This window comes from Roseateles sp. T103, assembly GCF_057219915.1.
On record NZ_JBXVVS010000001.1, the window covers coordinates 439464 to 463747 of the forward strand.

Annotated in this window: 20 protein-coding genes; 8 read left to right on the forward strand and 12 right to left on the reverse strand. The window is 68.0% G+C overall.

What is annotated here, in order from left to right:
• Positions 1-3: 3 nt before the first annotated feature.
• Positions 4-918, reverse strand: a complete 915-nt coding sequence (locus AC2EBS_RS01895; protein WP_484726687.1) for a LysR family transcriptional regulator — start codon at positions 916-918, stop codon at positions 4-6.
• 115 nt (positions 919-1033) lie between these two features.
• On the opposite strand from AC2EBS_RS01895, the gene lysA reads away from it, so the two are divergent.
• From lysA to ahpF, 3 genes are all read left to right on the forward strand, one after another.
• Positions 1034-2281 carry a diaminopimelate decarboxylase gene (gene lysA, locus AC2EBS_RS01900; protein WP_484726688.1) on the forward strand — a complete coding sequence of 416 codons (1248 nt, stop codon included), beginning with the start codon at positions 1034-1036 and terminating at the stop codon, positions 2279-2281.
• A gap of 146 nt (positions 2282-2427) precedes the next feature.
• Complete coding sequence (gene ahpC, locus AC2EBS_RS01905) at positions 2428-2991, forward strand: alkyl hydroperoxide reductase subunit C (RefSeq protein WP_484726689.1); 564 nt, start codon at positions 2428-2430, stop codon at positions 2989-2991.
• Between the two features lie 181 nt (positions 2992-3172).
• Positions 3173-4726 (forward strand): alkyl hydroperoxide reductase subunit F, encoded by a 1554-nt coding sequence (ahpF, locus tag AC2EBS_RS01910; RefSeq protein WP_484726690.1) that lies wholly within the window; start codon positions 3173-3175, stop codon positions 4724-4726.
• A gap of 43 nt (positions 4727-4769) precedes the next feature.
• Here ahpF and rarD read toward each other — a convergent pair whose 3' ends face one another.
• The 3 genes from rarD to AC2EBS_RS01925 form a co-directional block, all read right to left on the reverse strand.
• Positions 4770-5672, reverse strand: a complete 903-nt coding sequence (gene rarD, locus AC2EBS_RS01915) for an EamA family transporter RarD (protein WP_484726691.1) — start codon at positions 5670-5672, stop codon at positions 4770-4772.
• A 59-nt stretch (positions 5673-5731) separates the two neighbouring features.
• The gene (locus AC2EBS_RS01920) at positions 5732-6475 is read right to left on the reverse strand and encodes a pseudouridine synthase (protein ID WP_484726692.1); all 744 of its coding nucleotides are present in this window, start codon (positions 6473-6475) and stop codon (positions 5732-5734) included.
• 291 nt (positions 6476-6766) lie between these two features.
• Positions 6767-7168: a YchJ family protein gene (locus AC2EBS_RS01925; RefSeq protein WP_484726693.1), complete on the reverse strand. Its 402-nt coding sequence runs from the start codon at positions 7166-7168 to the stop codon at positions 6767-6769.
• Between the two features lie 32 nt (positions 7169-7200).
• Between AC2EBS_RS01925 and AC2EBS_RS01930 the strand changes: the two genes are divergently transcribed.
• Positions 7201-9600, forward strand: a complete 2400-nt coding sequence (locus AC2EBS_RS01930; protein ID WP_484726694.1) for a UvrD-helicase domain-containing protein — start codon at positions 7201-7203, stop codon at positions 9598-9600.
• 618 nt (positions 9601-10218) lie between these two features.
• Here the strand turns inward: AC2EBS_RS01930 and AC2EBS_RS01935 are convergent.
• From AC2EBS_RS01935 to AC2EBS_RS01970, 8 genes are all read right to left on the reverse strand, one after another.
• Positions 10219-10989 carry an ABC transporter ATP-binding protein gene (locus AC2EBS_RS01935; RefSeq protein ID WP_484726695.1) on the reverse strand — a complete coding sequence of 257 codons (771 nt, stop codon included), beginning with the start codon at positions 10987-10989 and terminating at the stop codon, positions 10219-10221.
• Between the two features lie 12 nt (positions 10990-11001).
• Entirely contained in the window at positions 11002-12123 is a 1122-nt protein-coding gene (locus tag AC2EBS_RS01940; protein ID WP_484726696.1) for a succinylglutamate desuccinylase/aspartoacylase family protein, read from the reverse strand.
• 31 nt (positions 12124-12154) lie between these two features.
• Positions 12155-12841 (reverse strand): ABC transporter permease, encoded by a 687-nt coding sequence (locus AC2EBS_RS01945; RefSeq protein ID WP_484726697.1) that lies wholly within the window; start codon positions 12839-12841, stop codon positions 12155-12157.
• 1 nt (position 12842) lies between these two features.
• Positions 12843-13535 (reverse strand): ABC transporter permease, encoded by a 693-nt coding sequence (locus AC2EBS_RS01950; RefSeq protein ID WP_484726698.1) that lies wholly within the window; start codon positions 13533-13535, stop codon positions 12843-12845.
• 147 nt (positions 13536-13682) lie between these two features.
• Positions 13683-14477 (reverse strand): ABC transporter substrate-binding protein, encoded by a 795-nt coding sequence (locus tag AC2EBS_RS01955; RefSeq protein WP_484726699.1) that lies wholly within the window; start codon positions 14475-14477, stop codon positions 13683-13685.
• Positions 14478-14541: 64 nt separating this feature from the next.
• Complete coding sequence (locus AC2EBS_RS01960) at positions 14542-15543, reverse strand: alpha/beta fold hydrolase (protein ID WP_484726700.1); 1002 nt, start codon at positions 15541-15543, stop codon at positions 14542-14544.
• Positions 15540-16331, reverse strand: coding sequence for a sulfurtransferase (locus tag AC2EBS_RS01965; protein WP_484726701.1), 792 nt, complete (start codon positions 16329-16331; stop codon positions 15540-15542). Before AC2EBS_RS01965 ends, AC2EBS_RS01960 begins: the two co-directional genes overlap by 4 nt.
• Positions 16332-16398: 67 nt before the next feature.
• On the reverse strand, positions 16399-17367 hold the full coding sequence (locus AC2EBS_RS01970; protein ID WP_484726702.1) for a peptidylprolyl isomerase: 969 nt from the start codon (positions 17365-17367) through the stop codon (positions 16399-16401).
• A 79-nt stretch (positions 17368-17446) separates the two neighbouring features.
• Here AC2EBS_RS01970 and dnaE point away from each other — a divergent pair, with 79 nt between their 5' ends.
• The 4 genes from dnaE to AC2EBS_RS01990 all read left to right on the forward strand — a co-directional run bounded on the left by dnaE (position 17447) and on the right by AC2EBS_RS01990 (position 24276).
• A complete protein-coding gene (gene dnaE / locus AC2EBS_RS01975) occupies positions 17447-20956 on the forward strand; it encodes a DNA polymerase III subunit alpha (protein WP_484726703.1) in 3510 nt (1169 codons plus the stop codon).
• Between the two features lie 72 nt (positions 20957-21028).
• The gene (locus AC2EBS_RS01980; protein WP_484726704.1) at positions 21029-22300 is read left to right on the forward strand and encodes a patatin-like phospholipase family protein; all 1272 of its coding nucleotides are present in this window, start codon (positions 21029-21031) and stop codon (positions 22298-22300) included.
• Positions 22301-22425: 125 nt separating this feature from the next.
• The gene (locus AC2EBS_RS01985; protein WP_484726705.1) at positions 22426-23097 is read left to right on the forward strand and encodes a TetR/AcrR family transcriptional regulator; all 672 of its coding nucleotides are present in this window, start codon (positions 22426-22428) and stop codon (positions 23095-23097) included.
• Positions 23098-23100: 3 nt separating this feature from the next.
• Positions 23101-24276 carry an efflux RND transporter periplasmic adaptor subunit gene (locus tag AC2EBS_RS01990; RefSeq protein WP_484726706.1) on the forward strand — a complete coding sequence of 392 codons (1176 nt, stop codon included), beginning with the start codon at positions 23101-23103 and terminating at the stop codon, positions 24274-24276.
• Positions 24277-24284: the final 8 nt, after the last annotated feature.

Genomic DNA, 24284 nt, shown 5'->3' on the forward strand with positions numbered 1-24284 from the left:
CGGTCAGGCCAGCGCAGCCCGCAAGCGCTGCTGCACTGCCTGGGCTTCGTCGTGCAGGGCCAGTTGCATCGCCTCGGTCAGCCAGTGCCGGGTCCGCAGTTGCGGCCTGGCGAGCCAGACCTCATAGGGCACTGAGACTGCAAAGCGCCGCAGCATCAGCCCGGGTCCTGCACAGGCCAGCGCGGTCAGTGGATTGACGATGGCCACCCCAAGCCCGGCGCGCACCATCTCGCAGAGCGCCGCTGCGCTGTGCGTCTGGATGCGCAGCAGGCGCAGCACGCCATGTTCGGCGAAGAGTGCGTCCAGTTGCTGCCGATAGGGATCGGTGCTGGCCAGGCTCAGGAAGGACTGGCCCGCGAAGTCGCTGGGTTCCAGAGCGGCCTTGGCCACCAGCGGATGCGTGGCAGGCAGCACGCAGACCTCGTCGGCACTCATCAGGCGCTGCAACTCGAGGCCCGCCGCCGGCAGCCCCTGCTCGGTCAGACCGAGGTCAAAGCGCTGCGACTGCAGCCATTCGTCCAGCAGCGGCGGCTCCTGGGGCGTGATGTTGAGCCGCGCCTCCGGGTGCGTCTGCTGGAGCCGGGCACAGGCCGCGGGCAGCAGCGCATGACTCAGCGCGGGCAGGCAGAGCAGTTCCAGGCTGCCGGCGTCGTCGCGGGCCAGTTCCTGGGCGCGTGCATTGACGCGCTCCAGCCCCTGGTAGGCGCGCTGCACTTCGTCGAACAGGGCCAGTGCACGCTGCGTCGGGCGCAGCCGGCCGCCGAGCCGCTCGAACAAGGCGTAGCCCAGCACTTGCTCAATGCGCGCCAGCTCGCGACTGAGTGTCGGCTGCGAGGTGTGCAAGGCGCTCGCTGCGGCGGTGACGCCGCCGGCTGTCATCAGCGCGCGGAAGATCTCGACCTGACGGTGGTTCAGCATGCCTGAACCATATCAAAAGTGAATCAGTCGGCAAAGACAAAGCATTTGATTGAATGGCCTGCCTCGGCGATGCTCCTTGCCACTGCTCTCAATCCAGGCTGAGCCTGCCCGCACCATGCTTCGTCCTCTCAACGCCTCCCTGCTCTGGTCATTGGCCGAGCGCTTCGGCACGCCGCTGTGGGTCTACGACGCCCAGCTGATCCGCGAGCGCATCGCCGCGCTCAAGGCCTTCGACACCATCCGCTTCGCGCAGAAGGCCTGTTCCAACACGCACATCCTGCGCCTGATGCGCGAGCAGGGTGTCAAGGTCGATGCGGTGTCGCGCGGCGAAGTGCTCCGCGCGCTGGCTGCCGGCTACACGGCAGGCGGCGTCGACTCCGAGATCGTCTTCACCGCCGATCTGCTCGATCGCGACACGCTTGCGACCGTGGTCGAGCATGGCGTGCCGGTCAATGCCGGCTCGATCGACATGCTGCGCCAGCTCGGCGCTGCGTCTCCCGGTCACAAGGTCTGGCTGCGCATCAACCCGGGCTTCGGCCATGGCCACAGCAACAAGACCAATACCGGCGGCGAGCACAGCAAGCACGGCATCTGGCACAGCGAGCTGGAGGCCGCGCTGGCGGTGGTGCGTGAGCAGGGCCTGAAACTGATCGGCCTGCACATGCATATCGGCTCGGGCGTGGACTACGGCCATCTTGCTGAGGTCTGCGGTGCGATGGTCGAGCTGGTGCGCCGCACTCAGGCGGCCGGTCACGATCTGCATGCGATTTCCGCTGGCGGCGGCCTGTCAATTCCCTATCGCGAGGGCGATGCGGTGATCGATACCGCACACTACTTCGGTCTCTGGGATGCGGCGCGAAAGCAGGCCGAAGCCGTGGTCGGCCACGCGCTGGGTCTGGAGATCGAGCCGGGCCGCTATCTGGTCGCGGAGTCCGGTCTGCTGCTCGCCGAGGTGCGCGCCACCAAGGACGCCGGCGCCAACCACTTCGTGCTCGTCGATGCCGGCTTCAATGAGCTGATGCGCCCGGCCATGTATGGCAGTTTCCATGCGATGAGCCTGCTGGCGCGCGACGGCGTGCAGCGCGCGGCGCGGCCGTCCGTGGTTGCCGGGCCGCTGTGCGAGTCAGGCGACGTCTTCACCCAGGAGGATGGCGGCGTGGTGGCCCCGCGCCTGCTGCCGGCGGCACAGGTCGGCGACCTGCTGGTGATCCATGACACCGGTGCTTATGGGGCGTCGATGTCCAGCAACTACAACACCCGCCCGCTGATCGCCGAGGTGCTGATCGACGGCGACGATGCCGCCGCAGCACGCCTGATTCGACGTCGCCAGACGGTCGATGAGTTGCTGGCGTTGGAGGTCTAAGTTATTGCTATCGCACAAATTTTTCGTAATAGCTTGAATTAATAGGGTGGCTCAATGAGGGCGATTTGATTAATCAAACCAATGAGTTCCAGGGCGACCATATGATTCGGTCCATTCCTTAACCCGCAACCACAACGGAACTCACCATGTCCCTGATCAATACCCAAGTCCAACCGTTCAAGGCCCAGGCTTTCCACAACGGCAAGTTCGTTGAAGTCACCGAGAAGAACCTGCACGGCAAGTGGTCCGTGCTGATCTTCATGCCGGCGGCGTTCACCTTCAACTGCCCGACCGAGATCGAAGACGCGGCGGACAACTACGCCGAGTTCCAGAAGGCTGGCGCCGAGGTCTACATCGTCACCACCGACACGCACTTCTCGCACAAGGTGTGGCACGAGACCTCGCCGGCCGTCGGCAAGGCCAAGTTCCCGCTGGTTGGCGACCCCACCCACGCGCTGACCCGCGCTTTCGGCGTGCACATCGAGGAAGAAGGTCTGGCGCTGCGCGGCACCTTCGTGATCAACCCTGAGGGCGTGATCAAGACCGCTGAAGTGCACGACAACGCGATCGCCCGCGACGTCAAGGAAACCGTGCGCAAGCTCAAGGCTGCTCAGTACGTCGCCAACAACCCTGGCCAGGTCTGCCCGGCCAAGTGGAACGAAGGCGCCAAGACGCTGACCCCGTCGCTGGACCTGGTCGGCAAGATCTAAATGCCTCACCCCCGGAGCGCCTGCGGCGCTCCTTCCCCGCACGGGGCGATCCCGAGTGGGCCGGTCCAGCCGGTTCCCCGGGCTCTGCTCGGTCAAGTCCGAGCCACCCTGAAAGCGTCCGCCTGATCCCGCGGGTGCTTTCAGAGTGGCCCGCCCTGCCACGTCTGAAAGGAACCCTGCCATGTTGGACGACACCCTCAAGGCCCAGCTCAAGGCCTACCTGGAGCGCGTGACGCTGCCCTTCGAGATCGAGGCCTCGCTGAGCGACTCCGAGAGCTCCCGCGAGATGCAGCAGCTGCTGCAAGACATCGCCTCGATGTCCGACAAGATCACGCTCAAGCTCGATGGCCAGGATGCGCGCCGGCCGTCCTTCAGCCTGAAGCGCATCGGTTCCGAGCAGAGCCTGCGCTTTGCCGGCCTGCCGCTGGGCCACGAGTTCACCTCGCTGGTGCTGGCGCTGCTGTGGACCGGCGGCCACCCGCCCAAGGTCGAGCAGGAGGTGATCGACCAGATCAAGGCGCTCGATGGCGACTACGCCTTCGAGGTCTACATGTCCCTGTCCTGCCACAACTGCCCGGACGTGGTGCAGGCGCTGTCGCTGATGGCGGTGCTCAACCCCCGCGTGAAGACCGTGGTCATCGAGGGCGGTACCTTCCAGGACGAGGTTAATGCCCGCGAGATCATGGCCGTGCCCAGCGTCTATCTGAACGGCCAGGTCTTCGGTTCCGGTCGCATGTCGGTCGAGGAGATCGTCGCCAAGCTCGACACTGGCTCCGCCGCTCGTGAAGCGGCCAAGCTTTCGGCCAAGGATGCCTACGATGTGCTGATCGTCGGTGGCGGCCCGGCTGGCGCTGCGGCAGCGGTCTACGCGGCTCGCAAGGGCATCCGCACCGGCGTGGCGGCCGAGCGCTTCGGCGGTCAGGTCAACGACACGCTGGCGATCGAGAACTACATCTCGGTGCTGGAGACCGATGGCCCCAAGTTCGCTGCCGCACTGGAGGCGCACACCCGTGCCTATGACGTGGACATCATGAACCTACAGCGCGCCGAGAAGCTGATCCCCGCGGCGACGCCCGGCGGCCTGATCGAGGTGCAGATGGCCAACGGCGGCGTGCTCAAGAGCAAGACGGTGATCCTGGCCACTGGCGCGCGCTGGCGCAATGTCAATGTGCCCGGCGAGCAGGAGTACAAGAACAAGGGCGTGGCCTACTGCCCGCACTGCGACGGTCCGCTCTTCAAGGGCAAGCGCGTGGCGGTGATCGGCGGCGGCAATTCCGGTGTCGAGGCCGCGATCGACCTGGCCGGCATCGTCTCGCATGTGACGCTGCTGGAGTTCGGCGACGCGCTACGCGCCGACGCCGTGCTGGTGAAGAAGCTGGAGAGCCTGCCCAACGTGACCATCATCACGCAGGCGCAGACCACCGAATTCACCGGCGCCGAGGGCAAGCTGAACGGCCTGAACTACACCGATCGCGCCAGCGGCGAGGCCAAGCGCATCGAGCTCGAAGGCGTGTTCGTGCAGATCGGCCTGGTGCCCAACACCGAATGGCTCAAGGGCACGGTCGAGCTGAGCAAGTTCGGCGAGATCATCGTCGACGCCAAGGGCCACACCTCGGTGCCGGGCGTTTTCGCCGCCGGCGATGCGACGACGGTGCCCTACAAGCAGATCGTCATCGCCGCGGGCGAGGGCGCGAAGGCGGCGCTGTCGGCCTTCGACCATCTGATCCGCAGCTGATCGATCGCTGCGCGCTGGAGAGGCGGCCTGGGGGCGCGAGCCCTCAGGCCGATTGTCCTTGTGCGCTGTTGCGCCGTGACTGCCAAAGCCCCTCGGCGCTGTAGAGCAGCAGTGCCAGCCAGATCAGCGCAAAGCCGGCGACGCGCGAGCCACTAAAGGGCTCGTGATACAGCCAGATGCCCAGCATGAACTGCAGCGTCGGCGCGATGTACTGCAGCAGTCCCAATGTCGTCAGCGGAATCCGCCGCGCGCCGGCCGCGAACAGCAGCAGAGGCAAGGCCGTCAGCGGCCCGGCGAACATCAGCAAGGCCATGCCCGCCATGCTGGCTTGGGCGAAAGAGCTGCTGCCTTGCACACCCCACCACATCAGCGCTGCACCGGCCAGCGGCGCGAGCAGCACCGTCTCCAGCGCCAGGCCTTCCAGTGCGCCCAGCGGCGCGATCTTGCGCATCAGCCCGTAGAAGCCGAAGCTCAGTGCAAGCGTCAGTGCTACCCAGGGCAGCTTGCCGCCGAGCACGGTCAGCCACAGCACACCAGCGCCGGCCAGTGCCACGGCCGCCCACTGAACCGGCCGTGGGCGCTCGCGCAGGAAGGCGAAGCCCAGTGCCACGTTGACCAGCGGATTGATGAAGTAGCCCAGGCTGGCATCCAGCACATGGTCGTGCTGCACCGCCCAGACATAGACCAGCCAGTTGCCCGACAGCAGCAGCGAGGAGACGGCGAAGGCGCCCAGCACGCGCGGCTGGCGCAACACCTCGCTCAGCCAGGCCCAGCGGCGCAGCAGCGCGAGCAGTCCGACGACGAAGACCATGGACCACAGCGTGCGATGCGCCACCACCTCCAGCGCAGGCACCTGCGTGACCTGCTTGAAGTAGAGCGGGAAGAGGCCCCAGGCCGCGTAGGCGAGGGCGGCGCTGAGCACGCCTTTGCTTTGTTCTGAGTTCATTGCTGCGGCAGGTGGCGGGCTCGATTGTCGGGCCCGGTGCGGCCCGCCTTTTGGAGAGTTCAGTCCAGGCCGGCGTCCTGCCAAGCCTCTTTGCCCCCATGCTGCCACGCATACATTGCACGGAGCTGGCGCCACTCGGGGTCCGGCGGGCAGGCAATGAGCAGCGGCTCTCCGCTGGCCGGGTGGCTCAGGCGGATGTCCAACGCGTGCAGCCACAGCCGCGTCAAACCCAGATGCGCAGCCACAGCGCGGTTGAGCGGTCCCTTGCCGTAGGTGGCGTCCCCGATGATCGGATGCGCGATGTGCTTCAGATGGCGGCGGATCTGGTGGCGGCGCCCGGTCTCGGGCCGGGCTTCGAGCAAGGCGAAGCGGCTCGTCGCGTAGCGAGGGTCGGTCTGCAGCGGCCACTCCGTCCGGGCCAGGCAGCGCCATGCGGTACGCGCCGGCAGCAGCGTCTGGCCGGCTGAGGCGCGCTCGGGGTCGCGCGCCAGCGCATGGTCGATCAGGCCCTCGGGCTCGGCCGGCCAGCCGCGCACCAAAGCCAGGTAGCGCTTGGCAATCGTGCCGGTCTCGAAGGCCTGGCCCAGTCGCGATGCGGCCTCGGCATGCAGCGCGAAGAGCAGCACACCCGACGTGCCCTTGTCGAGGCGGTGCACCGGCCATACCGGCTGGCCGAGCTGATCGCGCAGCAACTGCAGCGCGAAGCGTTCCTCGTGGGCATCGAGCGCGCTGCGATGCACCAGCAGGCCTGCGGGCTTGGCAATGGCGACAAGGTGCTCGTCGTGATGAAGGATCTTCAGCATCCCGTGAACAAGTGGTGTTTCAGGCGTGGCAGCCCCACAAAGAGGGAATGACGTTGCGCTTTGTCCACCGAAACAATGCTGTCATGCGTTGAGCCCAATATCTCAATCGCTGCTGTACTTGGAGTCGGGGTGCCATATGCCTGAAATCGTGACTGTCGGACGTCGATCGCCGCTGGCTGCGGTGCTGGGTTGGATCATGAGCCTGCTGGGCCGCGAGCCGCGCAACTGGCCGCCGCGCCAGACACGCCTGGGCTGATCCGCTGCCGCAACGAAGCGCTGGCCGCCCGCGCTCTAGCGCAGCTCGCCGTCCACGTAATACCAGACCCCTGCCTCGCGCACGAAACGGCTGGTCTCGTGCAGCCGGTGCGCCCGCCCGCCAAGCTTGCTGCGGGCCACGAATTCCACCGTCGCATGGTCGGCATCTTGTGACAGATGCCGCCGCACTTCCAGCCCCAACCACTTCAGTCCCGGCTCGTTCGGCGGCAGCTCGGCAGGCCGCGTGCTGGCATGCCAGGTGGCCAGCAGATAGCTGAGCTCGTCGCGCACATAGGCGCTGTAGCGCGAGCGCATCAGCGCCTCGGCCGTGGGCGCGGCCAGCGTGCCATCGGCGGTGAAGCGGCGATGCAGTGCGCCGCAGCAGGCGGCATAGGTGCTGCCGCTGCCGCAGGGGCAGGGCGTTTTGTCTTCGTTCATGCCCAGATGATGCCAGTCCCTAAAATGCGGCAATGAGTCCGCATGCTCCCCAAGACGATTTGTTTGCCGCCCCCGCCAGCGGACTGCTGAAGAACCTCAACCCCGAGCAACTCGCCGCCGTCACCGCGCCGGCCGAGCCCGCGCTGATCCTGGCCGGCGCCGGCTCGGGCAAGACCCGCGTGCTGACCACGCGCATCGCCTGGCTGCTGCAGACGGGCCAGGCCTCGCCGGGCGCGATCATGGCGGTGACCTTCACCAACAAGGCGGCCAAGGAGATGCTCACGCGCCTGTCCACGATGCTGCCGGTGAATGTGCGCGGCATGTGGATCGGCACCTTCCACGGACTGTGCAACCGCTTCCTGCGCGCGCACTGGAAGCTGGCTGGCCTGCCGCAGGGCTTCCAGATCCTCGACGCGAGCGACACCGTCTCGGCGATCAAGCGTGTCATCAAGGCGATGAAGCTGGACGAGGAGCGCTTCGTGCCCAAGCAGGTCGGCTGGTTCATCGCCGGCGCCAAGGAAGACGGTCTGCGCCCCAAGGACATCGAGCAGCGCGACGCGCAGACCAAGACCCTGGTGGACATCTACCAGGCCTACGAGGACCAGTGCCAGCGCGAAGGCGTGGTGGACTTCGCCGAGCTGATGCTGCGCTCGTTTGAACTGATGCGCGACAACGCCGCGGTGCGCGAGCATTACCAGCGCCGCTTCCAGCATCTGCTGGTCGACGAGTTCCAGGACACCAACAAGCTGCAGTACGCGTGGCTGAAGATGTTCGCGCCACCGGGGGGCGGGCAGAGCGTCTTCGCTGTGGGCGATGACGACCAGAGCATCTATGCCTTTCGCGGCGCGCGCGTCGGCAATATGGCCGATTTCGAGCGCGAGTACCGTGTGAAGAACGTCGTCAAGCTGGAGCAGAACTACCGCAGCTTCGGCAACATCCTCGACACCGCCAACGAGCTGATCAGCCGCAACAGCCGCCGCCTGGGCAAGAACCTGCGCACCGAGGCCGGCCCCGGCGAGCCGGTGCGCGTGCACGAGGCGGCCAGCGACTTCGCCGAGGCACAGTGGCTGATCGAGGAAGCCCAGGCCCTGCATCGCCAGGGTATGCCGCGCCAGGAGATCGCGGTGCTCTACCGCAGCAATGCGCAGTCGCGGGTGATCGAATCGGCGCTGTTCAACGCCGGCATCCCGTACCGCGTCTACGGCGGCCTGCGCTTCTTCGAGCGTGCCGAGGTGAAGCACGCGCTGGCCTATCTGCGCCTGATCGAGAACGCCAACGACGACACCAGCTTCCTGCGCGTGGTGAACTTCCCCACGCGCGGAATCGGCGCACGCACCATCGAGCAATTGCAGGACGCCGCGCGCGCCAGCGGCCGCAGCCTCTACCAGAGCGTGGGCGCGGTGGCCGGCAAGGGCGGCGCCAACCTGGCTGCCTTCGTCAGCCTGATCGAGTCGATGCGCAACCTGACTGTGGGCCTGACGCTGCGCGAGATCATCGAGCAGATGCTCGAGACATCGGGCCTGGCCGACTTCTATCGCACCGAGAAGGAAGGCGCCGAGCGGCTGGAGAACCTGGACGAACTCGTGAACGCCGCCGAGGCCTTCGTCACGCAGGAGGGCTTCGGCAAGGATGCCGTCGCGCTGCCGGTGGACGAGCTCGCGCCGGGCGCGATCGCCGAAGGCCTGCCCAACGCGGTGGCCGCCGCCGCGGCGGCGACACCCGATGCCGAGACCGGCGAGATCATGTCGCCGCTGGCCGCCTTCCTGACCCACGCCTCGCTGGAGGCCGGCGACAACCAGGCCCAGGCCGGCCAGGATGCGATCCAGCTGATGACGGTGCATTCGGCCAAGGGCCTGGAGTTCGATGCGGTCTTCATCACCGGTCTGGAAGAGGGTCTGTTCCCGCACGAGAACTCGCTGTCCGACGCCGACGGCCTGGAGGAAGAGCGCCGGCTGATGTACGTGGCGATCACGCGCGCGCGCCAGCGGCTTTACCTGAGCTTCTGCCAGACGCGCATGCTGCATGGCCAGACCCGCTACAACGTGAAGAGCCGCTTCTTCGACGAGCTGCCCGAGGCCTGCCTGAAGTGGCTGACGCCGCGCAACCAGGGCTTCGGCTCCGGCTTCGCGAAGGACTATCAGAGTGCGTGGGAGCGCGGCTCGGGCCTGAAGTCCATGGTCGGCGCCGGCCGCGTGGAGCCCCGCCGTGCCGCCTGGGTGGAGCCGCCCGTGCCGGCCTCGATGAAGAAGACCGAGGACCAGGAACACGGTGGCCTCAAGGTCGGCAAGGGCGTGTTCCACAACAAGTTCGGCGAAGGCGTGCTGGTGACGCTGGAAGGCTCCGGCGCCGATGCTCGCGCCCAGGTCAACTTCGGCCGCCACGGCATGAAGTGGCTGGCGCTGAGTGTGGCGAAGCTGACGCCGATTGATTGATCGGGCTGGGGCTGGCGCTTTAGGCGATCGAGCGTGGCACTGCGGCCCGGGCAGCCGCCGGGTTCAGGTGCGGAGGTCGGCCCTGCGGGCCGACTGCCTTGCGCTGCTCGCCGCGCCGGGCTGGCGCCGAACTCCCGCCGCTCGCTCACGCTCGCTCTGGTCAGACAGGCGGCGCCAAGTCAGCTGTTGAAGCGCGCTGCGCGCGCGCCCGGCGCGGCTGCGCTGCTCAGCTCCGCACATTCACCCGGCGGCTGCCCGGGCCGCAGTGCCCGGTACGCTGAGCGATAGCACGAACTCGTGGCGTTCCACCAAAGTGTCCTGGCGGTGGCTCGGCCCGCTGTCGGGCGATTTCTGCGCGGCCGAGAGCGCAGCGTCCCGGGCTGGCGCGCGCAGCGCGCCTCAATATCTGACTGGGCGCGGTTGTCCGAGCGCAGTGAGCGAAGCGAACATAGCGAGTTCTGCGCCCCAGCCCGGGACGCGAGCACCGAGGGGAGCCGGCCCGCAGGGCTGGCCCGCGCAGCATGAGCCCGGCAGCGGGCTGAGCCGCCTCCACGCTCCTAACTCGGCAAGCGCGCGGCAGAGTCCTCGGCTGCGAGATGCAGAGACCGCGCGATCGACTTACTTCAAGCCGCCACTCAAGAACTGCTGCAGCCGCTGACTCTGCGGCCGCACCAGCACCTCGCGCGGATTGCCTTCTTCCTCGACACGGCCCTGGTGCAGGAACATCGTGTGGCTGGAGACCTCGCGGGCGAAGCCCATCTCGTGGGTGACGACGATCATCGTGCGGCCTTCGGCGGCGAGGTCGCGCATCACCTTCAGCACCTCGCCGACCAGCTCGGGGTCCAGCGCTGAGGTCGGTTCGTCGAACAGCATCACCTCGGGCTCAACCGCCAAGGCGCGGGCTATCGCCACGCGCTGCTGCTCGCCGCCGCTGAGCTGGGCGGGATAGACGCTCTTGCGGTGCGAGACGCCCACGCGCGCCAGCAGCGCCTCGGCCTTCTCGATGGCTTCGGCCTTAGGCACGCCCAGCACGTGCACCGGCGCCTCGATGACGTTCTCCAGCACGGTACGGTGGCCCCAGAGGTTGAAGTTCTGGAACACCATCGCCAGCCGCGCACGCCAGTGCTGCAGCTGTTTTGCATCGGCGGCCTTGAGGCTGCCGTCGCGGTCGCGCACCAGCTTCAGCTCCTCGCCGGCCAGCGTGAGCCGGCCTTCCCAGGGCTGCTCCAGCAGGTTCAGGCAGCGCAGGAAGGTGCTCTTGCCGGAACCGGAGGAGCCGATCAGCGTGATCACGTCGCCCTTGTTGGCCGACAGCGAGACGCCCTTGAGCACCTCGCGCTCACCATAGCGCTTGTGCAGGTTCTCGACGGAGAGGCTGGCAGTAGTCATTGTCTTTTCTGTTCAGTCACCCAGCAGCTTGCCGGTGCGCAGGGCCTCGGTGCCGGCGACCTTCGCCACCTTCATGCCGGCATGGGCATAACGGACGAAGTCGCGGGCGAAGAAGAGGCCGTCCACCGGGCTCTTCAGCTCGGTGACGGCATTGCTGATCGGGTCGATCACATGGGCCAGCACTTCACCGGCCGCCACCGTTTCGCCCACCTGACGCAGGAAGGTCAGCACGCCGGGCACCGGCGTGGCCACCGGCATGCAGCCGGCCAGCGGACGCGCATCGCCCACCGCGGCGGGCAGCGGCGGCGGCTCGCCTTCAATGAAGCCACGGAAGTGCAGGAACTCGAGGATGCGGCGCGCGTCGGCCTCGGCCATCGCATGCTCCACATCGGCCTGGCCGCGCAGCTCCACCGTTACCGACAGGCAGGCCTGCGGGATCGGGAAGCGCTCGCCGAAGCGAGCCTTGAGCTTCCACCAGGGCTGCGAGCAGGCCTCGTCGAAGGGCTGGTCGCCGGAGACCTGGGCCAGCAGCGTGACGCGCGCGCCCAGATAGGCGGCCAGCGGCTCGCACTCGGGCCAGCAGGGCGTCTCGGTGTAGAGGTGCATCAGGGCCTGCGCATCGCAGTGCAGGTCCAGCACGATGTCGGCATCGACCGAGAGGCTCAGCAGCGTGCGGCGCAGCGACTGCAGCTCGGTCTCGGCCGGTGCAGCGGCGGCAGCCTCGCGCAGCGCACGGCGGATGAGGCGCACGTTCTCGTCGGCATTGGCGCCCAGCTGCGGCGCGATGACCTCGGCCACCTTGGCGGCCAGGTCGGGATAGTGGCGGTTGAAGTTCTCGCCGCTGCAGCTCTCGAAGCGGCCCAGGTGGTAGTGCAGCAGATGCTGCGACAGGCCCACAGGGTTGGCCATGGGCACGAGCACGATCTCGCCGCGGATGCGGCCCTCGGTCTCCAGCGCGTCCAGGCGCTTGCGCAGATGGTGGGCCACCAGCATGCCGGGCAGCTCATCGGCATGCAGCGAGGCCTGGATGTAGCACTTGGGCCCGCTGCCCGGCGCGCCGTAGTGCAGCGAGACCAGCTCGCGCTGCGTGCCCGGCGCGGGCGAGATCAGCAGGTGTTTGCGTTGTTCAGCCATGGGAGGAATAGGTCGTCGACAGCAGGGCGCTTCAGCGCGGCATCATCGGCTTGAGCCAGCGCTTCTCGGCCTGGTGGAACAGGCCCACCAGCACCAGCGTCAGCAGGAAGTAGAAGACCGCCGCGGTGATGAAGGCCTCGAAGGGCATGTAGTAGGTGGAGTTGACCTGGCGCGCCGCGCCGGTGATGTCCAGCAGCGTCACGATGCTGGCCAGCGCGGTGCCGTGCAGCATGAAGATCGCCTCGTTGCCGTAGGCGGGCAGGGCGCGGCGCAGCGCGCCGGGCAGCACGATGCGGCGCAGCATCACCCAGCGGCTCATGCCCAGCGCCTTGGCGGCCTCGATCTCGCCGGCGGGCAGCGCCTTGATCGCGCCGGCGATGATCTCCACCGTGTAGGCGCAGGTGTTGAGCACGAAGGTCAGGCAGGCGCAGAACCAGGCCGAGCTCAGCCAGGGCCACAAGATGCTCTCGCGTACCCACTCGAACTGCGCGGCGCCGTAGTAGATCAGGAACAGCTGCACCAGCATCGGCGTGCCGCGGAACACATAGGTGTAGAACCAGATCGGAGCGGAGATCCAGCGCGAGGGCAGGCTGCGCAGCACCGCCAGCGGGATGGCCAGCGCCAGACCGCAGCCCAGCGAGATGATCAGCAGCTTCAGCGTGGTCCAGCTGCCCTCGAGGTAGAGCGGCAGGTTCTCGACGATGGTCTCGAAATTCATCTCAGAGCGCTCCCTGGCGCACGCCGACAGCCAGGCGCTTGCCCAGCCAGTCGAAGAACAGCTCCGACAGCGTGGTGAAGACCAGGTAGATCACCGCCACCGCCAGGTAGAAGGAGAAGGGCTCCTTGGTCGTGCCGGCGGCCTGCGAGCCGCGCGTCATCAGGTCGTGCAAGCCAATCACCGAGACGATGGCCGTGCTCTTGATCAACACCAGCCAGTTGTTCGACAGGCCCGGCAGCGCATGGCGGAACATCTGCGGGAAGGTGATGCGCCAGGCCACCTGCCAGGGCGACATGCCGAAGGCCAGGCCCGCCTCGCGCTGCCCCGGCGGCACGGCCAGGAAGGCGCCGCGGAAGGCCTCGGTCAGGTAGGCGCCGAAAATGAAGCCGATGGTCAGCACGCCTGCCAGGTAGGGGTCGATGTCGATGTAGTCCTCATGCCCCAGCGCCAGCGCGATCTCGTTCACCGCCACCTGGCCGCCGTAGAAGATCAAGAGCATCAGCACCAGATCGGGCACGCCGCGGATCAGCGTGGTGTAGACATAAGCGATGCCCTGGGCCCAGCGCCAGCGCGACAGCTTGGCCATGGCCCCGGCAAGGCCCAGCATCATGGCCAGCGCCAGAGACGACAGCGCCACGCTCAGCGTGACCGCCGCGCCCTCCAGCAAGCTGGGTAGAAAACCGTGCAGAAACATGAATGATCCGTCCGCCGCACCTCGCTGCTACAGCGAGCACCGGGCGCAGCCGGTGCGAGCCATCCAGCGGCGTCCGGGGATCCGGCTCCGCCGGGCCCTCGGACGCGCCCCCTCGAGGGGGCCGGCGCAGCCGGTAGGGGGGGAGCCTTACTTAGGCGAAATGTCGTAGGTGAAGTACTTGTCGTTGAGCTTCTTGAAGGTGCCGTTGGCCTTCAGCGCATCGATCGCGTCGTTGAACTTCTTGCCCAGCGCCTTCTCGTCGGCCTTGCGCATGCCCACGCCGGAGCCGACGCCGAAGTACTTGACGTCGTTGTAGCTCGGGCCGACGAAGGCGAAGCCCTTGCCGGCATCGGTCTTGATGAAGCCCATGTCGATCGCGACCATGTCGGCCACGGTGGTGTCGATGCGACCGCTCTTCAGGTCGAGGAAGACCTGGTCCTGCGTCGCATAACGCACGATCTCGGCGCCCTTGAAGACCTCGGCGGCGAACTTCTCATGGATGGTGGCGCGCTGCACGCCGATCTTCTTGCCCTTCAGGCCGGCCGGCGAGATCTCCAGCTTGCTGTCGGCCTTGGCGGCGAAGCGGGCCGGCGTGTTGTAGTAAGGCTTGGAGAAGGCGATGGCCTTCTTGCGCTCGTCGGTGATCGACATCGACGCGATGATGGCGTCGATCTTGCGCGCCTGCAGCGCGGGGATCAGGCCGTCGAAGTCCTGCTGCACCAGCGTGCACTCAGCCTTCATCTCCGCGCACAAGGCCAGTGCATAGTCGATCTCGAAGCCCTTGAGCTTGCCGTCGGCACCGACCTCGGAGAAGGGGGGATAGGCGCCTTCGACGCCGATGCGGATCTTCTTCCACTCGGGGGCCTGGGCGTGGGCGGCGACAGCGGTGAGGCTGCCCAGGGCCACGGCGGCCAGGGCGATCAGGTGACGACGGAGTTGCATGCGTGTGCTCCTTGATGAAGACGGTTGTGGTTGGCGATCTTGCAATGCCGGCATCGCTGCGGCATCAGGGTTTGAGCGATTGCAAAAAGCTGGCCAGCTCCGCCACGGTGGCCTGCGGATCTTCTTCCTGCGGCACATGGCCCAGTTCGTCGAACACCACCAGCCGGCTGCCCGGGATGGCCTGGGCGAACTGCTGGCCGACGGCCGGCGGGATGAGGCGGTCGCGACCGCCCCAGAGGATCAGCGTGGGCTGGCGCAGCGAGGCCAGACGATCCGCATAGTAGCCGGGGCGGCGCTGCTCGAAACGGCGCAGCAGCGCGGCTCGGTTGCCTTCGCGCAAGGTCAGCTCGAAGTAGCGGTCCACCACGCCGGGCTTGATGCGTGCTGGGTTGCCGTAGACATTGGCGACACTGCTTTCGATCACGCGGCGCGGCAAGATGCCCTCGACCAGCAGGCGCAGGCCCGGCAGTTGCGCGATACGGAAACCCAGCGGCACCGATTCGGACTGGAAGGCCAGTCCGCCGGCATCGACCAGCACCAGCGCCGCCACCTTCTCCGGGTGCAGTGCGGCCAGCTCCCAGGCGATCTGCCCGCCCAGCGAGTTGCCGCCCAGCACCACCGGCGGTAGCTTCCAGCGCTCCAGCAGCGCCAGCACGAAGGCGATATAGGCCTCGTCGCTGTAGTCGCCGGTGGCGCTCGGGCCGGTCAGCCCGAAGCCCGGCAGGTCGAAGCTGATCACGCGGCGCTGGCCCTTCAGCGCGTTCACCCAGCCTTCCCAGGTATGCAGGCTGGCCGAGGTGCCGTGGATCAGCACGATGGGCTGGGGATCGTGGCGCGGGCCTTCGTCGCGGTAGTGCACCAGCTGTCCACCGATCTCGGCGAAGTCCGACGGCGGCGGCGCCCAGCGCGCCACCAGGCTTTCCAGCGGACGCTCCGGCGCGCGCATCGCCGCCAGCATCAGCGCCAGCGCGGCGATCAGCAGGCCGGCCAGCCGCAGCAGCCAGCCCAACAGACCGATAGCCTCGTCCGAGGCGGAGGCGCTGGTGCGGCGGCGCGACAGCATCATGGCTTGGCGCGATGGGCCTCGCTGGCCGGGCGCTCGATCTGGCTGGAAGGCGCCATGCCCGCGTCCAGCGCCTCGCGCTGGTCGAAGACGAAGCAGCTGCCGTGGTAGTGCGCGCCACCGGCCTGTTCGAAGTACTTGAGGATGCCGCCCTCAAGCTGGTAGACCGGCCCGTCCAGCCCCTGCTGCTGCAGGTAGATCGCAGCCTTCTCGCAGCGGATGCCGCCCGTGCAGAAGCTCACCACCGTCTTGCCGCGCAGCTCGTCCAGATGCTGCTGCACCGCGGCGGGGAACTCGCTGAACTTGGCGATGCGCCAGTCGATTGCGCCGTCGAAGGTGCCGTAGTCCACCTCGAAGGCATTGCGCGTGTCCAGCGTCACCACCGGCCGGCCCTCGTCGTCATGGCCCTGGTCCAGCCAGCGTGCCAGTGTGGTGGGCAGCACCGCCGGCGCGCGCTCGGCGCGGTCCGGCCGGATCGCCGGGTGGTTCATGCGGATGATCTCCGGCTTCACCTTGACGAGCAGCTTCTTGAATGGCACGGCCGCCGACCAGCTTTCCTTGGGCTCCAGCGCCGCGAAGCGCGGGTCCGCGCGCAGCGTGGCCACCCAGGCACGCACGGCTTCGGGCGGGCCGGCCAGAAAGAGGTTGATGCCTTCCTCGGCGATCAGCACCGTGCCCTTGAGCTGCAGCTCCAGCGCGCGCGCATGCAGGCACTCGCGCAGGCGCTCGCCGTCGGCGATGCCGACGAACAGATAGGCCGAGATATTGAGGATGGGCTGTAGGGCGTCCATGGCGGGAAGGCGCGGATTGTAGGTGCGGCCCGCCCGTCGGCCGCGGGCGCGGGGCGCGGCAGGGCGCTCAGCGAGCCGCGGCCGGCGTCGGTCGGGTCGGCACCGGTGCAGCGCAGAGCTCGACGCGGCCGGGGTTGTAGACGAACCAGCCGCCGCGCTGGCGCCGCGCCTCCTGCAGTGCGGCGAAGGTCGGGCTGTCGCTCTTCAGCAGCTGCAGCGCCGGCCGCTCGGCTTCGGGCATGTCGGCCAGCAGTCGCACCCGCTGGATGCCCAGCCGCTGCTCGGCCTTGTCGTAGAAGCCCATACTGCCGCCGCCGCGCGGCAGGCTGGACAGATGCTCGATGCCCTTGACCACGCGCCCGACGGTGGTGATGTTCAGGTCCAGCGTGCGCGGCGCATGGCCGATCACCGCATACAGCGAGCTGCCGTTGCTGGAATCCGCCTCGTTGCCGCGGCCGGCGCCGACCATGCCGTAGCAATGCGCCAGCCAGGCGCGGCCACTCTTCGGGTCGGCAGCGACGGGGAAACCGTCCAGATAGCCGTTCAGTGGCGCCCAGCCGTCGGTTTCCTTCAGGGGTGTCAGCGGCAGGCCAGCCAGCGGGATGGAAAACTCCGCCGGCAGCTTGGCTTGCGCCGGCTCCGGCAGCGGCCGGCGCTTCTCCGGCGCATCGCCGCCCGGGTCTCCCCATTGCGTGACGAAACCGTCCTGCACGCGCAGCACGGACAGGCCATCGAAATAGCCGCCGCGCACCAGGGCACGGATGTTGGCGACATGCCGGGGCGCGAAGCGCGGCGCCAGCAGGATCAGCACCTGACCCTGCGGCAGGTCCATCTGCAGCGTGTTCTCGGGGTCCAGCGCCTGCCAGTCGCTCGCGGGGGACTGGGCGAGGATCTCGGCGGCGCTGCGTGGTGGCTTTGGCGGGTCGGCGGGCTTGGCAGCATCGCCCTGGGCGTTGGCGCCGCCGGCGGCGATGAGCATCGTCGAGCCCAGCAGCAGCGCTGCCAGGGCGGTCTTGGGTCTTGAGGTCTTGCGCATGGCTGACGAGCATAGTGGGCGCCTCGCTGTCGGTTGGACAGCGCTAACCCGTGGTCGGCCGCTCCCTACAATCGCCCCCATGTCTTTTGTCCACCTGCGCACCCATACCGAGTTCTCTGTCGTCGACGGCACCTTGCGGATCGACGATGCTGCGGCGGCAGCGGCCAAGGACCAGCAGGTGGCGCTGGCGCTGACCGATCTGGCCAACCTGTTCGGCGGCGTCAAGTTCTACAACGCCTGCCGCAAAAAGGGCGTCAAGCCCATCCTCGGCGCCGACTGCTGGATCGAGCCCGAGAGCGCCGACCGCCAGCCCACGCGCGTGCTGCTGCTGGTGCAGAACAGCCAGGGCTATCTGAACATCAGCGAGCTGCTGTCGCGCGCCTGGATACAGAACGTGCATCGCACCCAGGCCTGCCTGAAGCTGGAGTGGATGGAGGAGCTCAGCGAAGGGCTGATCTGCCTGTCGGGCGCGCAGTTCGGCGCCATCGGCCAGGCCTTGATCGCCGGCGACAAGGCGCGTGCCAGGGATTGGGCGCAGCGCCTTGCCGCGATCTACCCGAACCGCTTCTATATCGAGCTGCAGCGCGCCGGACTGCCGGGCCAGGAGGCGCTGGTGCGCGCCAGCGTGCCGCTGGCCGCCGAGCTGCAGCTGCCGGTGGTGGCCACGCATCCGATCCAGTTCCTTGGCGAGGAAGATTTCGACGCCCACGAGGCGCGCGTTTGCATCGCCGAGGGCGAGACGCTGGCCAACCCCAAGCGCGTCAAGCGCTTCCTGCCGGGGCAATACTTCAAGACCCAAGCCGAGATGGAGGCGCTGTTCGCCGACATCCCCAGCGCAATCGCCAACACGGTGGAGATCGCCAGGCGCTGCAGCCTGACGCTGGTGCTGGGCAAGCCGCAGCTGCCGGACTTCCCGACGCCCATCCAGGACGACGGCACGCCGATGCCTATGGAGCAGTACTTCCGCCAGCTGTCCTTCGAGGGCCTGGAGCAGCGGCTGGCACTGCTCTATCCCGACCCGGCCAAGCGCGATGCCGAGCGGCCGCGCTATGTGGAGCGGCTGGAGTTCGAGCTGGGCACCATCATCAAGATGGGCTTCCCGGGCTACTTCCTGATCGTGTCCGACTTCATCCGCTGGGCCAAGGCCAATGGCTGCCCGGTGGGGCCGGGCCGGGGCTCGGGTGCGGGCTCGCTGGTGGCCTATGTGCTGTCGATCACCGACCTGGACCCGCTGCAGTACAACCTGCTGTTCGAGCGCTTCCTGAACCCCGAGCGGGTCTCGATGCCCGACTTCGACGTTGACTTCTGCCAGGGCAACCGCGATCGCGTCATCGAGTACGTGAAGGACAAATACGGTCGTCCGGCGGTGAGCCAGATCGCCACCTTCGGCACGATGGCCGCGAAGGCGGCGCTGCGCGACATCGGCCGGGTGCTGGGCATGGGCTACGGCCATGTGGACTCGATCGCCAAGCTGATCCCCGCGCCGCCGGGCAAGACCGTCACGCTGGCCAAGCTGCCGCCGGACTTCGATCCGGACAAGGCCAAGATGATCTACGCGCGCCACGAGGCGCCCGAGCTGGAGGAACGCGAGAAGCAGGAAGAGGAAGTCGCCGAGCTGCTGAAGCTGGCCGCGCGCGTCGAGGGCATGGTGCGCAATATCGGCATGCATGCCGGCGGCGTGCTGATCGCGCCCGGCAAGATCACCGACTTCTGCCCGATGTACCAGCAGCCGGGCTCGACCAGCGCGGTGAGCCAGTACGACAAGGACGACGTCGAGGCGATCGGCCTGGTGAAGTTCGACTTCCTGGGCCTGGCCACGCTGACCATCCTGGAACTGGCCAAGGACTTCATCGTGCGGCGCTTCCCGCAGCACAAGGATTTCGCCTTCGAGACCATTCCTCTCGACGACAAGAAGGTCTACAAGCTCTTCTCCGACGGCCTGACCGAGGCGGTGTTCCAGTTCGAATCGACCGGGATGCAGAAGATGCTGCGCGAGGCCAAGCCTTCGCGGCTGGAAGACCTGATCGCGCTGAACGCGCTGTACCGCCCGGGCCCGATGGACCTGATCCCGACCTTCGTCGCGCGCAAGCACGGCCGCGAGGAGGTCGAGTACCCGCACCCGCTGACCGAGCCGGTGCTGGCCGAGACCTACGGCATCATGGTCTACCAGGAGCAGGTGATGCAGACCGCCCAGGTGCTGGGTGGCTACAGCCTCGGCGGCGCCGACATGCTGCGCCGGGCCATGGGCAAGAAGAAGCCCGAGGAGATGGCGCAGCACCGCCTGCTGTTCCGCAAGGGCGCGGCCGAGAAGGGCATCGACGAGGCCAAGGCCGACGAAGTCTTCGACCTGATGGAGAAGTTCGCTGGCTACGGCTTCAACAAGTCGCACGCCGCCGCCTACTCGCTGCTGGCCTATCACACCGCCTGGCTGAAGGTGCATTTCACGGCCGAGTTCTTCGCCGCGAACATGACCATCGAAATGGACGACACCGACAAGCTCAAGGTGTTGCTCAATGATGCGAAGGTCTTCGGCATCGAGTTCCAGCCGCCCTGCGTGAACCGGGGCGTCTATCGTTTCGAGCCGCTGGGCGACAAGCTGATCAACTACGGTCTCGGTGCGGTCAAGGGCACCGGGCGCGGCGCGATCGAGGCCATCGTCGCGGCGCGCGAGGAAGGCGGGCCCTTCAAGAGCTTCTTCGACTTCTGCGCCCGCGTGGACCGCAAGGCGGTGAACAAGCGCGTCGTCGAGGCGCTGATCAAGGCCGGCGCCTTCGACAGCCTGCAGCCCGACCGCGCGCGGCTGCTGGCCAGCGTGGCGCTGGGCTACACCTATGCGGAGAACCTGGTGCAGAACGCTGACCAGGGCGGGCTGTTCGACTTCGACGACACGCATGGCTCGTCGATGGCCGAGCCCGAGCTGGAGGAGGCCAGGCCCTGGAGCGTGAAGGAGCAGCTGGGCTTCGAGAAGACCGCGATCGGCTTCTATCTGTCCGGCCACCTGTTCGACCAGAGCGGCGATGAAGTGCGCCGCATGGTCAGGCGCCGCATCGTCGACCTGCAGGACAGCCGCGAGCCGGTGCTGGTGGCGGGCATCGTCGGCGACATGCGCATCATCAACGGCCAGCGCGGCCGCGTCGGCATCTTCAAGCTCGACGACAAGACCGATGCGATCGAGGCGGTGGCCAACGAGGAACTGCTCAACAGTGCCAAGGACATCCTCGCCGAAGACGAGCTGATCATCTGCTCGGGCAAGGTGCAGAACGACCGCTTCTCCGGTGGGCTGCGCATGAATGTGCAGCAGGTCTGGGACCTGGCCGGCGCGCGGGCGCGCTTCGGCAAGTTCCTGCTTCTCAAGGCCAACGGCGTGGCGCCGCCGGTCGCCGAGGTGGTCAAGACCTGGCCCCCGCGCACCGTCGAGATGGAGCAGGGCCGGCTGACCCAGGGGCTGACCTTGCGCCTGGCGATCGAGCGCGAGGGCGCCTCGGCCGAGCTGGACCTGGGCGATGCCGCCAAGTTCTGGCCTTGCGACGAGGCGCTGGCGCGCCTGGCCCCGGCCAAGGGCGAGGCGCCGCAGATCGTCTACGAGTGAGGGCGAGGAACTGGCGCAACACCCGCCTGTTCCGGGGCCCCAATCCGGCTGCCAGGGCTTAAGCTGGCGCCCATGAGTCTGTCGACGCCTTCCACCGGCCTGATCCTCACCGGCGGCGGCGCGCGTGCCGCCTATCAGGTGGGCGTGCTCGCCGCGCTGGCGCAGCTGCGTCGCGACGCCGGCATTGCCGAGGGCAATCCATTTCCGATCATCGCGGGCACCTCGGCCGGCGCGATCAATGCGGCGACGCTGGCCTGCCTGGCCGACGAGTTCGACTCGGCGGTCGATGGCCTGATGCACATCTGGCAGAACATCCATGTCGACCAGGTCTACCGGGCCGACTCGCTGGGCGTGATCCGCACCGGCGCGCGCTGGATGACGATGATGAGCGTGGGCTGGGCGCTCGCGCGCTGGACGCGCACCCGTCCGCGCAGCCTGCTGGACAACGCGCCGTTGGGCGAGCTGCTGCGCCGCTGGGTGCGGCTGGAGCGGCTGGACAAGATGCTCGACCAGGGCCATCTGCATGCGCTGGCGATCAGCGGCTCCAGCTACACCTCGGGACAGCATGTCACCTTCTACCAGACCAACAAGCCGGTCGAGCCCTGGATGCGCTCGCAGCGCGTGGCCTCGCGGGCGCGCATGAGCATCGAGCACCTGCTGGCCTCGTCGGCGATCCCCTTCATCTTCCCGGCCGAGCAGCTGGAGATCGACGGCCAGCTCGAATGGTTCGGCGATGGCTCGATGCGCCAGAGCGCCCCGATCTCGCCGGCCGTGCACCTGGGCGCCGAGCGCGTGCTGGTGATCGGCGCGGGCCGCATGCACGAGCCGCCCGGCCACCGGCATGTGGCGACCAACGGCCACCCGAGCATGGCGCAGATCGCTGGCCATGCGCTGTCGAACATCTTCCTCGACGCGCTGGCGGTGGATGTCGAGCGCCTTCAACGCATCAACCACACGCTGTCGCTGCTGCCCGAGGAAGCCAAGCGCGGCACCGCGCTGCGGCCGGTGGACGTGCTGGTGATCGCACCGAGCCGGCGCCTGGACGACCTCGCCGCCGAACACCAGGGCAGCCTGCCGCCGACCATGCGCGGCCTGCTGCGCAGCGTCGGCGTGCAGGGCGAGGGCAAGGGCGCCAGCGGCTCGGCGCTGACCAGCTATCTGCTCTTCGAACCCTCGTTCACCGGCGAGCTGATCATGCTGGGCATGGCTGACACGCTGGCGCGCCGCAGCGAAGTGCAGCGCTTCTTCGGCTGGCCGGCGCAGGCGCCGAGCATCGATCCGGCAGCGATGCGCCGGCGCAGCGCCGGCTTTGCCAGTGCCGCGGCGGCGCCAGCCCAGCCCTGACTCGTCCGCGGGCCGCGGTGGCGGCGGCTTGACCGCCAGGACCCGTGTGAATACATTACTGACCGGTCAGTCAGTACAGTTCGATGCGCCGCAATCCACCATCCCTGCAAGAGGCCGGCGACGCCATGGCGTCGCCGGTGCGCCGCCGTCGCAAGGAGGCCAGGCCGCAGGAGCTGCTCGCTGCCGCGCTGGAGCTTTTCGTCGAGAAGGGCTTTGCCGCGACGCGCTCCGAGGAGGTGGCAGCACGGGCCGGCGTGTCCAAGGGCACGATGTACCTGTACTACCCCAGCAAGGAAGAACTTTTCAAGGCGGTGGTGCGCGAGAACCTGGCCGCACATATCGCCGAGGGCGTTGAGGCCGCCGCCCAGCACCAGGGCAGCATGCGCGAACTGCTCGAGGCCTTCATGCACGAGTGGTGGGAGCGCATCAGCACCGGCCCGGCCGGCGGTATCAGCAAGATCATGATGGCCGAGGCGCGCAATTTTCCCGACCTCGCGACCTTCTATGTCGACGAGGTCATCACGCCGACCCATCAACTGGTCGGCACGTTGCTGGAGCGCGGCATTGCGACGGGCGAGTTCCGTCCGGTGCCGATCGCGGAGACGGTGCAGATCCTGATCAGCCCGCTGCTCCAGCTGGTGATGTTCCAGCAGGCCTTTGGCGGCTGTCCGCAGCACTGCCCGGCGATGGATCCGCAGGTGCTGCTGAGCGCGCAGCTGGAACTGACGCTGCATGGGCTGCTGGCCGAGCCGGCGCGTCAGGCAGCGCAAATCAAGAAGCGAAATCCGAGGCATTGATCAATGAAGCTCCCGCGCAAGAAATGGTGGATGGCAGCCTTGCTGCTACTTGTCGCGGTGGCAGCCTTGCTGGTGATGCGGCGTGCCAAGGCGCCCACGCCGGCGCCGGTGGTCACGACAGCAGCGGCGCCCGTGCTGGAGCTCGGTCCGCTGGACCTGGTGCAGGCGCAGATGCTGCACTTCGAACAGGTCATCGAGGTGTCCGGCGGCCTGCGTGCGGTGGACAGCGCGGTGCTCAAGGCCAAGGTCGCGGGCGAGCTGAAAAGCCTGACGCCGCGTGAAGGCGACAGCGTGCGCGCCGGCCAGCCGATCGGCGAGATCGACAACACCGAGCTGCTCTGGCGCTTGCGCCAGGCCGAGCAGACTGCGGCCGCTGCCAAGGCGCAGCTGGAGATCGCGCGGCGTGCGCTGGAGAACAACCGCGCCCTGGTCGGCCAGGGCTTCATTTCGGCCACCGCGCTGGAGGCCGCGCAGTCCAACGACGCGGCGGCGCAGGCCAATTGGCAGGCCGCGCAGGCGGCGGTGGAGCTGGCGCGCAAGGCACTGGCCGATGCGAAGCTGATCGCGCCGATCAGCGGGCAGGTCTCGCAGCGCCTGGCGCAGCCGGGCGAGCGCCTGCCGGTGGACGGGCGCGTCGTCGAGATCGTCGACCTGAGCCGGCTGGAGCTGGAGGCGGCGGTGCCCGCCGAGCGTGCGCTGGACCTGAAGCCCGGCGCCAAGGCGCAGCTGCAGGTGGAAGGGCGCGAGGTGACGGCGACGCTGGCGCGCATCAGTCCGGCCGCGCAGAGCGGCTCGCGCGCGCTGCCGCTGTATCTGCGCCTCGATGACACGCGCGGTCTGCGCCACGGCATGTTCGCGCGCGGCACGCTGGCCGTGGCCTCGCGCGACGCGCTGCTGCTGCCCCAGCATGCGCTGCGCATCGACAGGGCCAGGCCCTATGTGCTGGCCGTCAAGGACGGCCAAGTGCGGGCGCTGACCGTGCAGACCGGCGCCAGCGGCGAGGCGCTGATCGACGGCCGCCGCCAGCCCGCGGTGGAGATCCTCGCGGGTCTGGCGGCTGGCGAGCTGGTGCTCAGCGGCGCCGCCGGCGCGGTGGGCGAGGGTGCCAAGGTGCGCATCGCGTCGTCTGTCGCGGCGCCCGCGTCAGCGCCGTCCCCGGCTGCGGCCGCCTCGCGCTGAGACCAGGG

Excerpts from the sequence above, each read along its gene's own strand:
- AC2EBS_RS01920 (WP_484726692.1), bottom strand. The coding sequence starts at position 6,475 with ATGCTGAAGATCCTTCATCACGACGAGCACCTTGTCGCCATTGCCAAG.
- AC2EBS_RS01945 (WP_484726697.1), bottom strand. The coding sequence starts at position 12,841 with ATGAATTTCGAGACCATCGTCGAGAACCTGCCGCTCTACCTCGAGGGC.
- AC2EBS_RS01950 (WP_484726698.1), bottom strand. The coding sequence starts at position 13,535 with ATGTTTCTGCACGGTTTTCTACCCAGCTTGCTGGAGGGCGCGGCGGTC.
- AC2EBS_RS01985 (WP_484726705.1), top strand. The coding sequence starts at position 22,426 with ATGGCGTCGCCGGTGCGCCGCCGTCGCAAGGAGGCCAGGCCGCAGGAG.
- AC2EBS_RS01940 (WP_484726696.1), bottom strand. The coding sequence starts at position 12,123 with ATGGCTGAACAACGCAAACACCTGCTGATCTCGCCCGCGCCGGGCACG.
- ahpF (WP_484726690.1), top strand. The coding sequence starts at position 3,173 with ATGTTGGACGACACCCTCAAGGCCCAGCTCAAGGCCTACCTGGAGCGC.
- AC2EBS_RS01970 (WP_484726702.1), bottom strand. The coding sequence starts at position 17,367 with ATGCGCAAGACCTCAAGACCCAAGACCGCCCTGGCAGCGCTGCTGCTG.
- AC2EBS_RS01990 (WP_484726706.1), top strand. The coding sequence starts at position 23,101 with ATGAAGCTCCCGCGCAAGAAATGGTGGATGGCAGCCTTGCTGCTACTT.
- AC2EBS_RS01925 (WP_484726693.1), bottom strand. The coding sequence starts at position 7,168 with ATGAACGAAGACAAAACGCCCTGCCCCTGCGGCAGCGGCAGCACCTAT.
- ahpC (WP_484726689.1), top strand. The coding sequence starts at position 2,428 with ATGTCCCTGATCAATACCCAAGTCCAACCGTTCAAGGCCCAGGCTTTC.
- rarD (WP_484726691.1), bottom strand. The coding sequence starts at position 5,672 with ATGAACTCAGAACAAAGCAAAGGCGTGCTCAGCGCCGCCCTCGCCTAC.
- AC2EBS_RS01955 (WP_484726699.1), bottom strand. The coding sequence starts at position 14,477 with ATGCAACTCCGTCGTCACCTGATCGCCCTGGCCGCCGTGGCCCTGGGC.
- dnaE (WP_484726703.1), top strand. The coding sequence starts at position 17,447 with ATGTCTTTTGTCCACCTGCGCACCCATACCGAGTTCTCTGTCGTCGAC.
- AC2EBS_RS01895 (WP_484726687.1), bottom strand. The coding sequence starts at position 918 with ATGCTGAACCACCGTCAGGTCGAGATCTTCCGCGCGCTGATGACAGCC.
- AC2EBS_RS01930 (WP_484726694.1), top strand. The coding sequence starts at position 7,201 with ATGAGTCCGCATGCTCCCCAAGACGATTTGTTTGCCGCCCCCGCCAGC.
- AC2EBS_RS01965 (WP_484726701.1), bottom strand. The coding sequence starts at position 16,331 with ATGGACGCCCTACAGCCCATCCTCAATATCTCGGCCTATCTGTTCGTC.
- AC2EBS_RS01980 (WP_484726704.1), top strand. The coding sequence starts at position 21,029 with ATGAGTCTGTCGACGCCTTCCACCGGCCTGATCCTCACCGGCGGCGGC.
- AC2EBS_RS01935 (WP_484726695.1), bottom strand. The coding sequence starts at position 10,989 with ATGACTACTGCCAGCCTCTCCGTCGAGAACCTGCACAAGCGCTATGGT.
- AC2EBS_RS01960 (WP_484726700.1), bottom strand. The coding sequence starts at position 15,543 with ATGATGCTGTCGCGCCGCCGCACCAGCGCCTCCGCCTCGGACGAGGCT.
- lysA (WP_484726688.1), top strand. The coding sequence starts at position 1,034 with ATGCTTCGTCCTCTCAACGCCTCCCTGCTCTGGTCATTGGCCGAGCGC.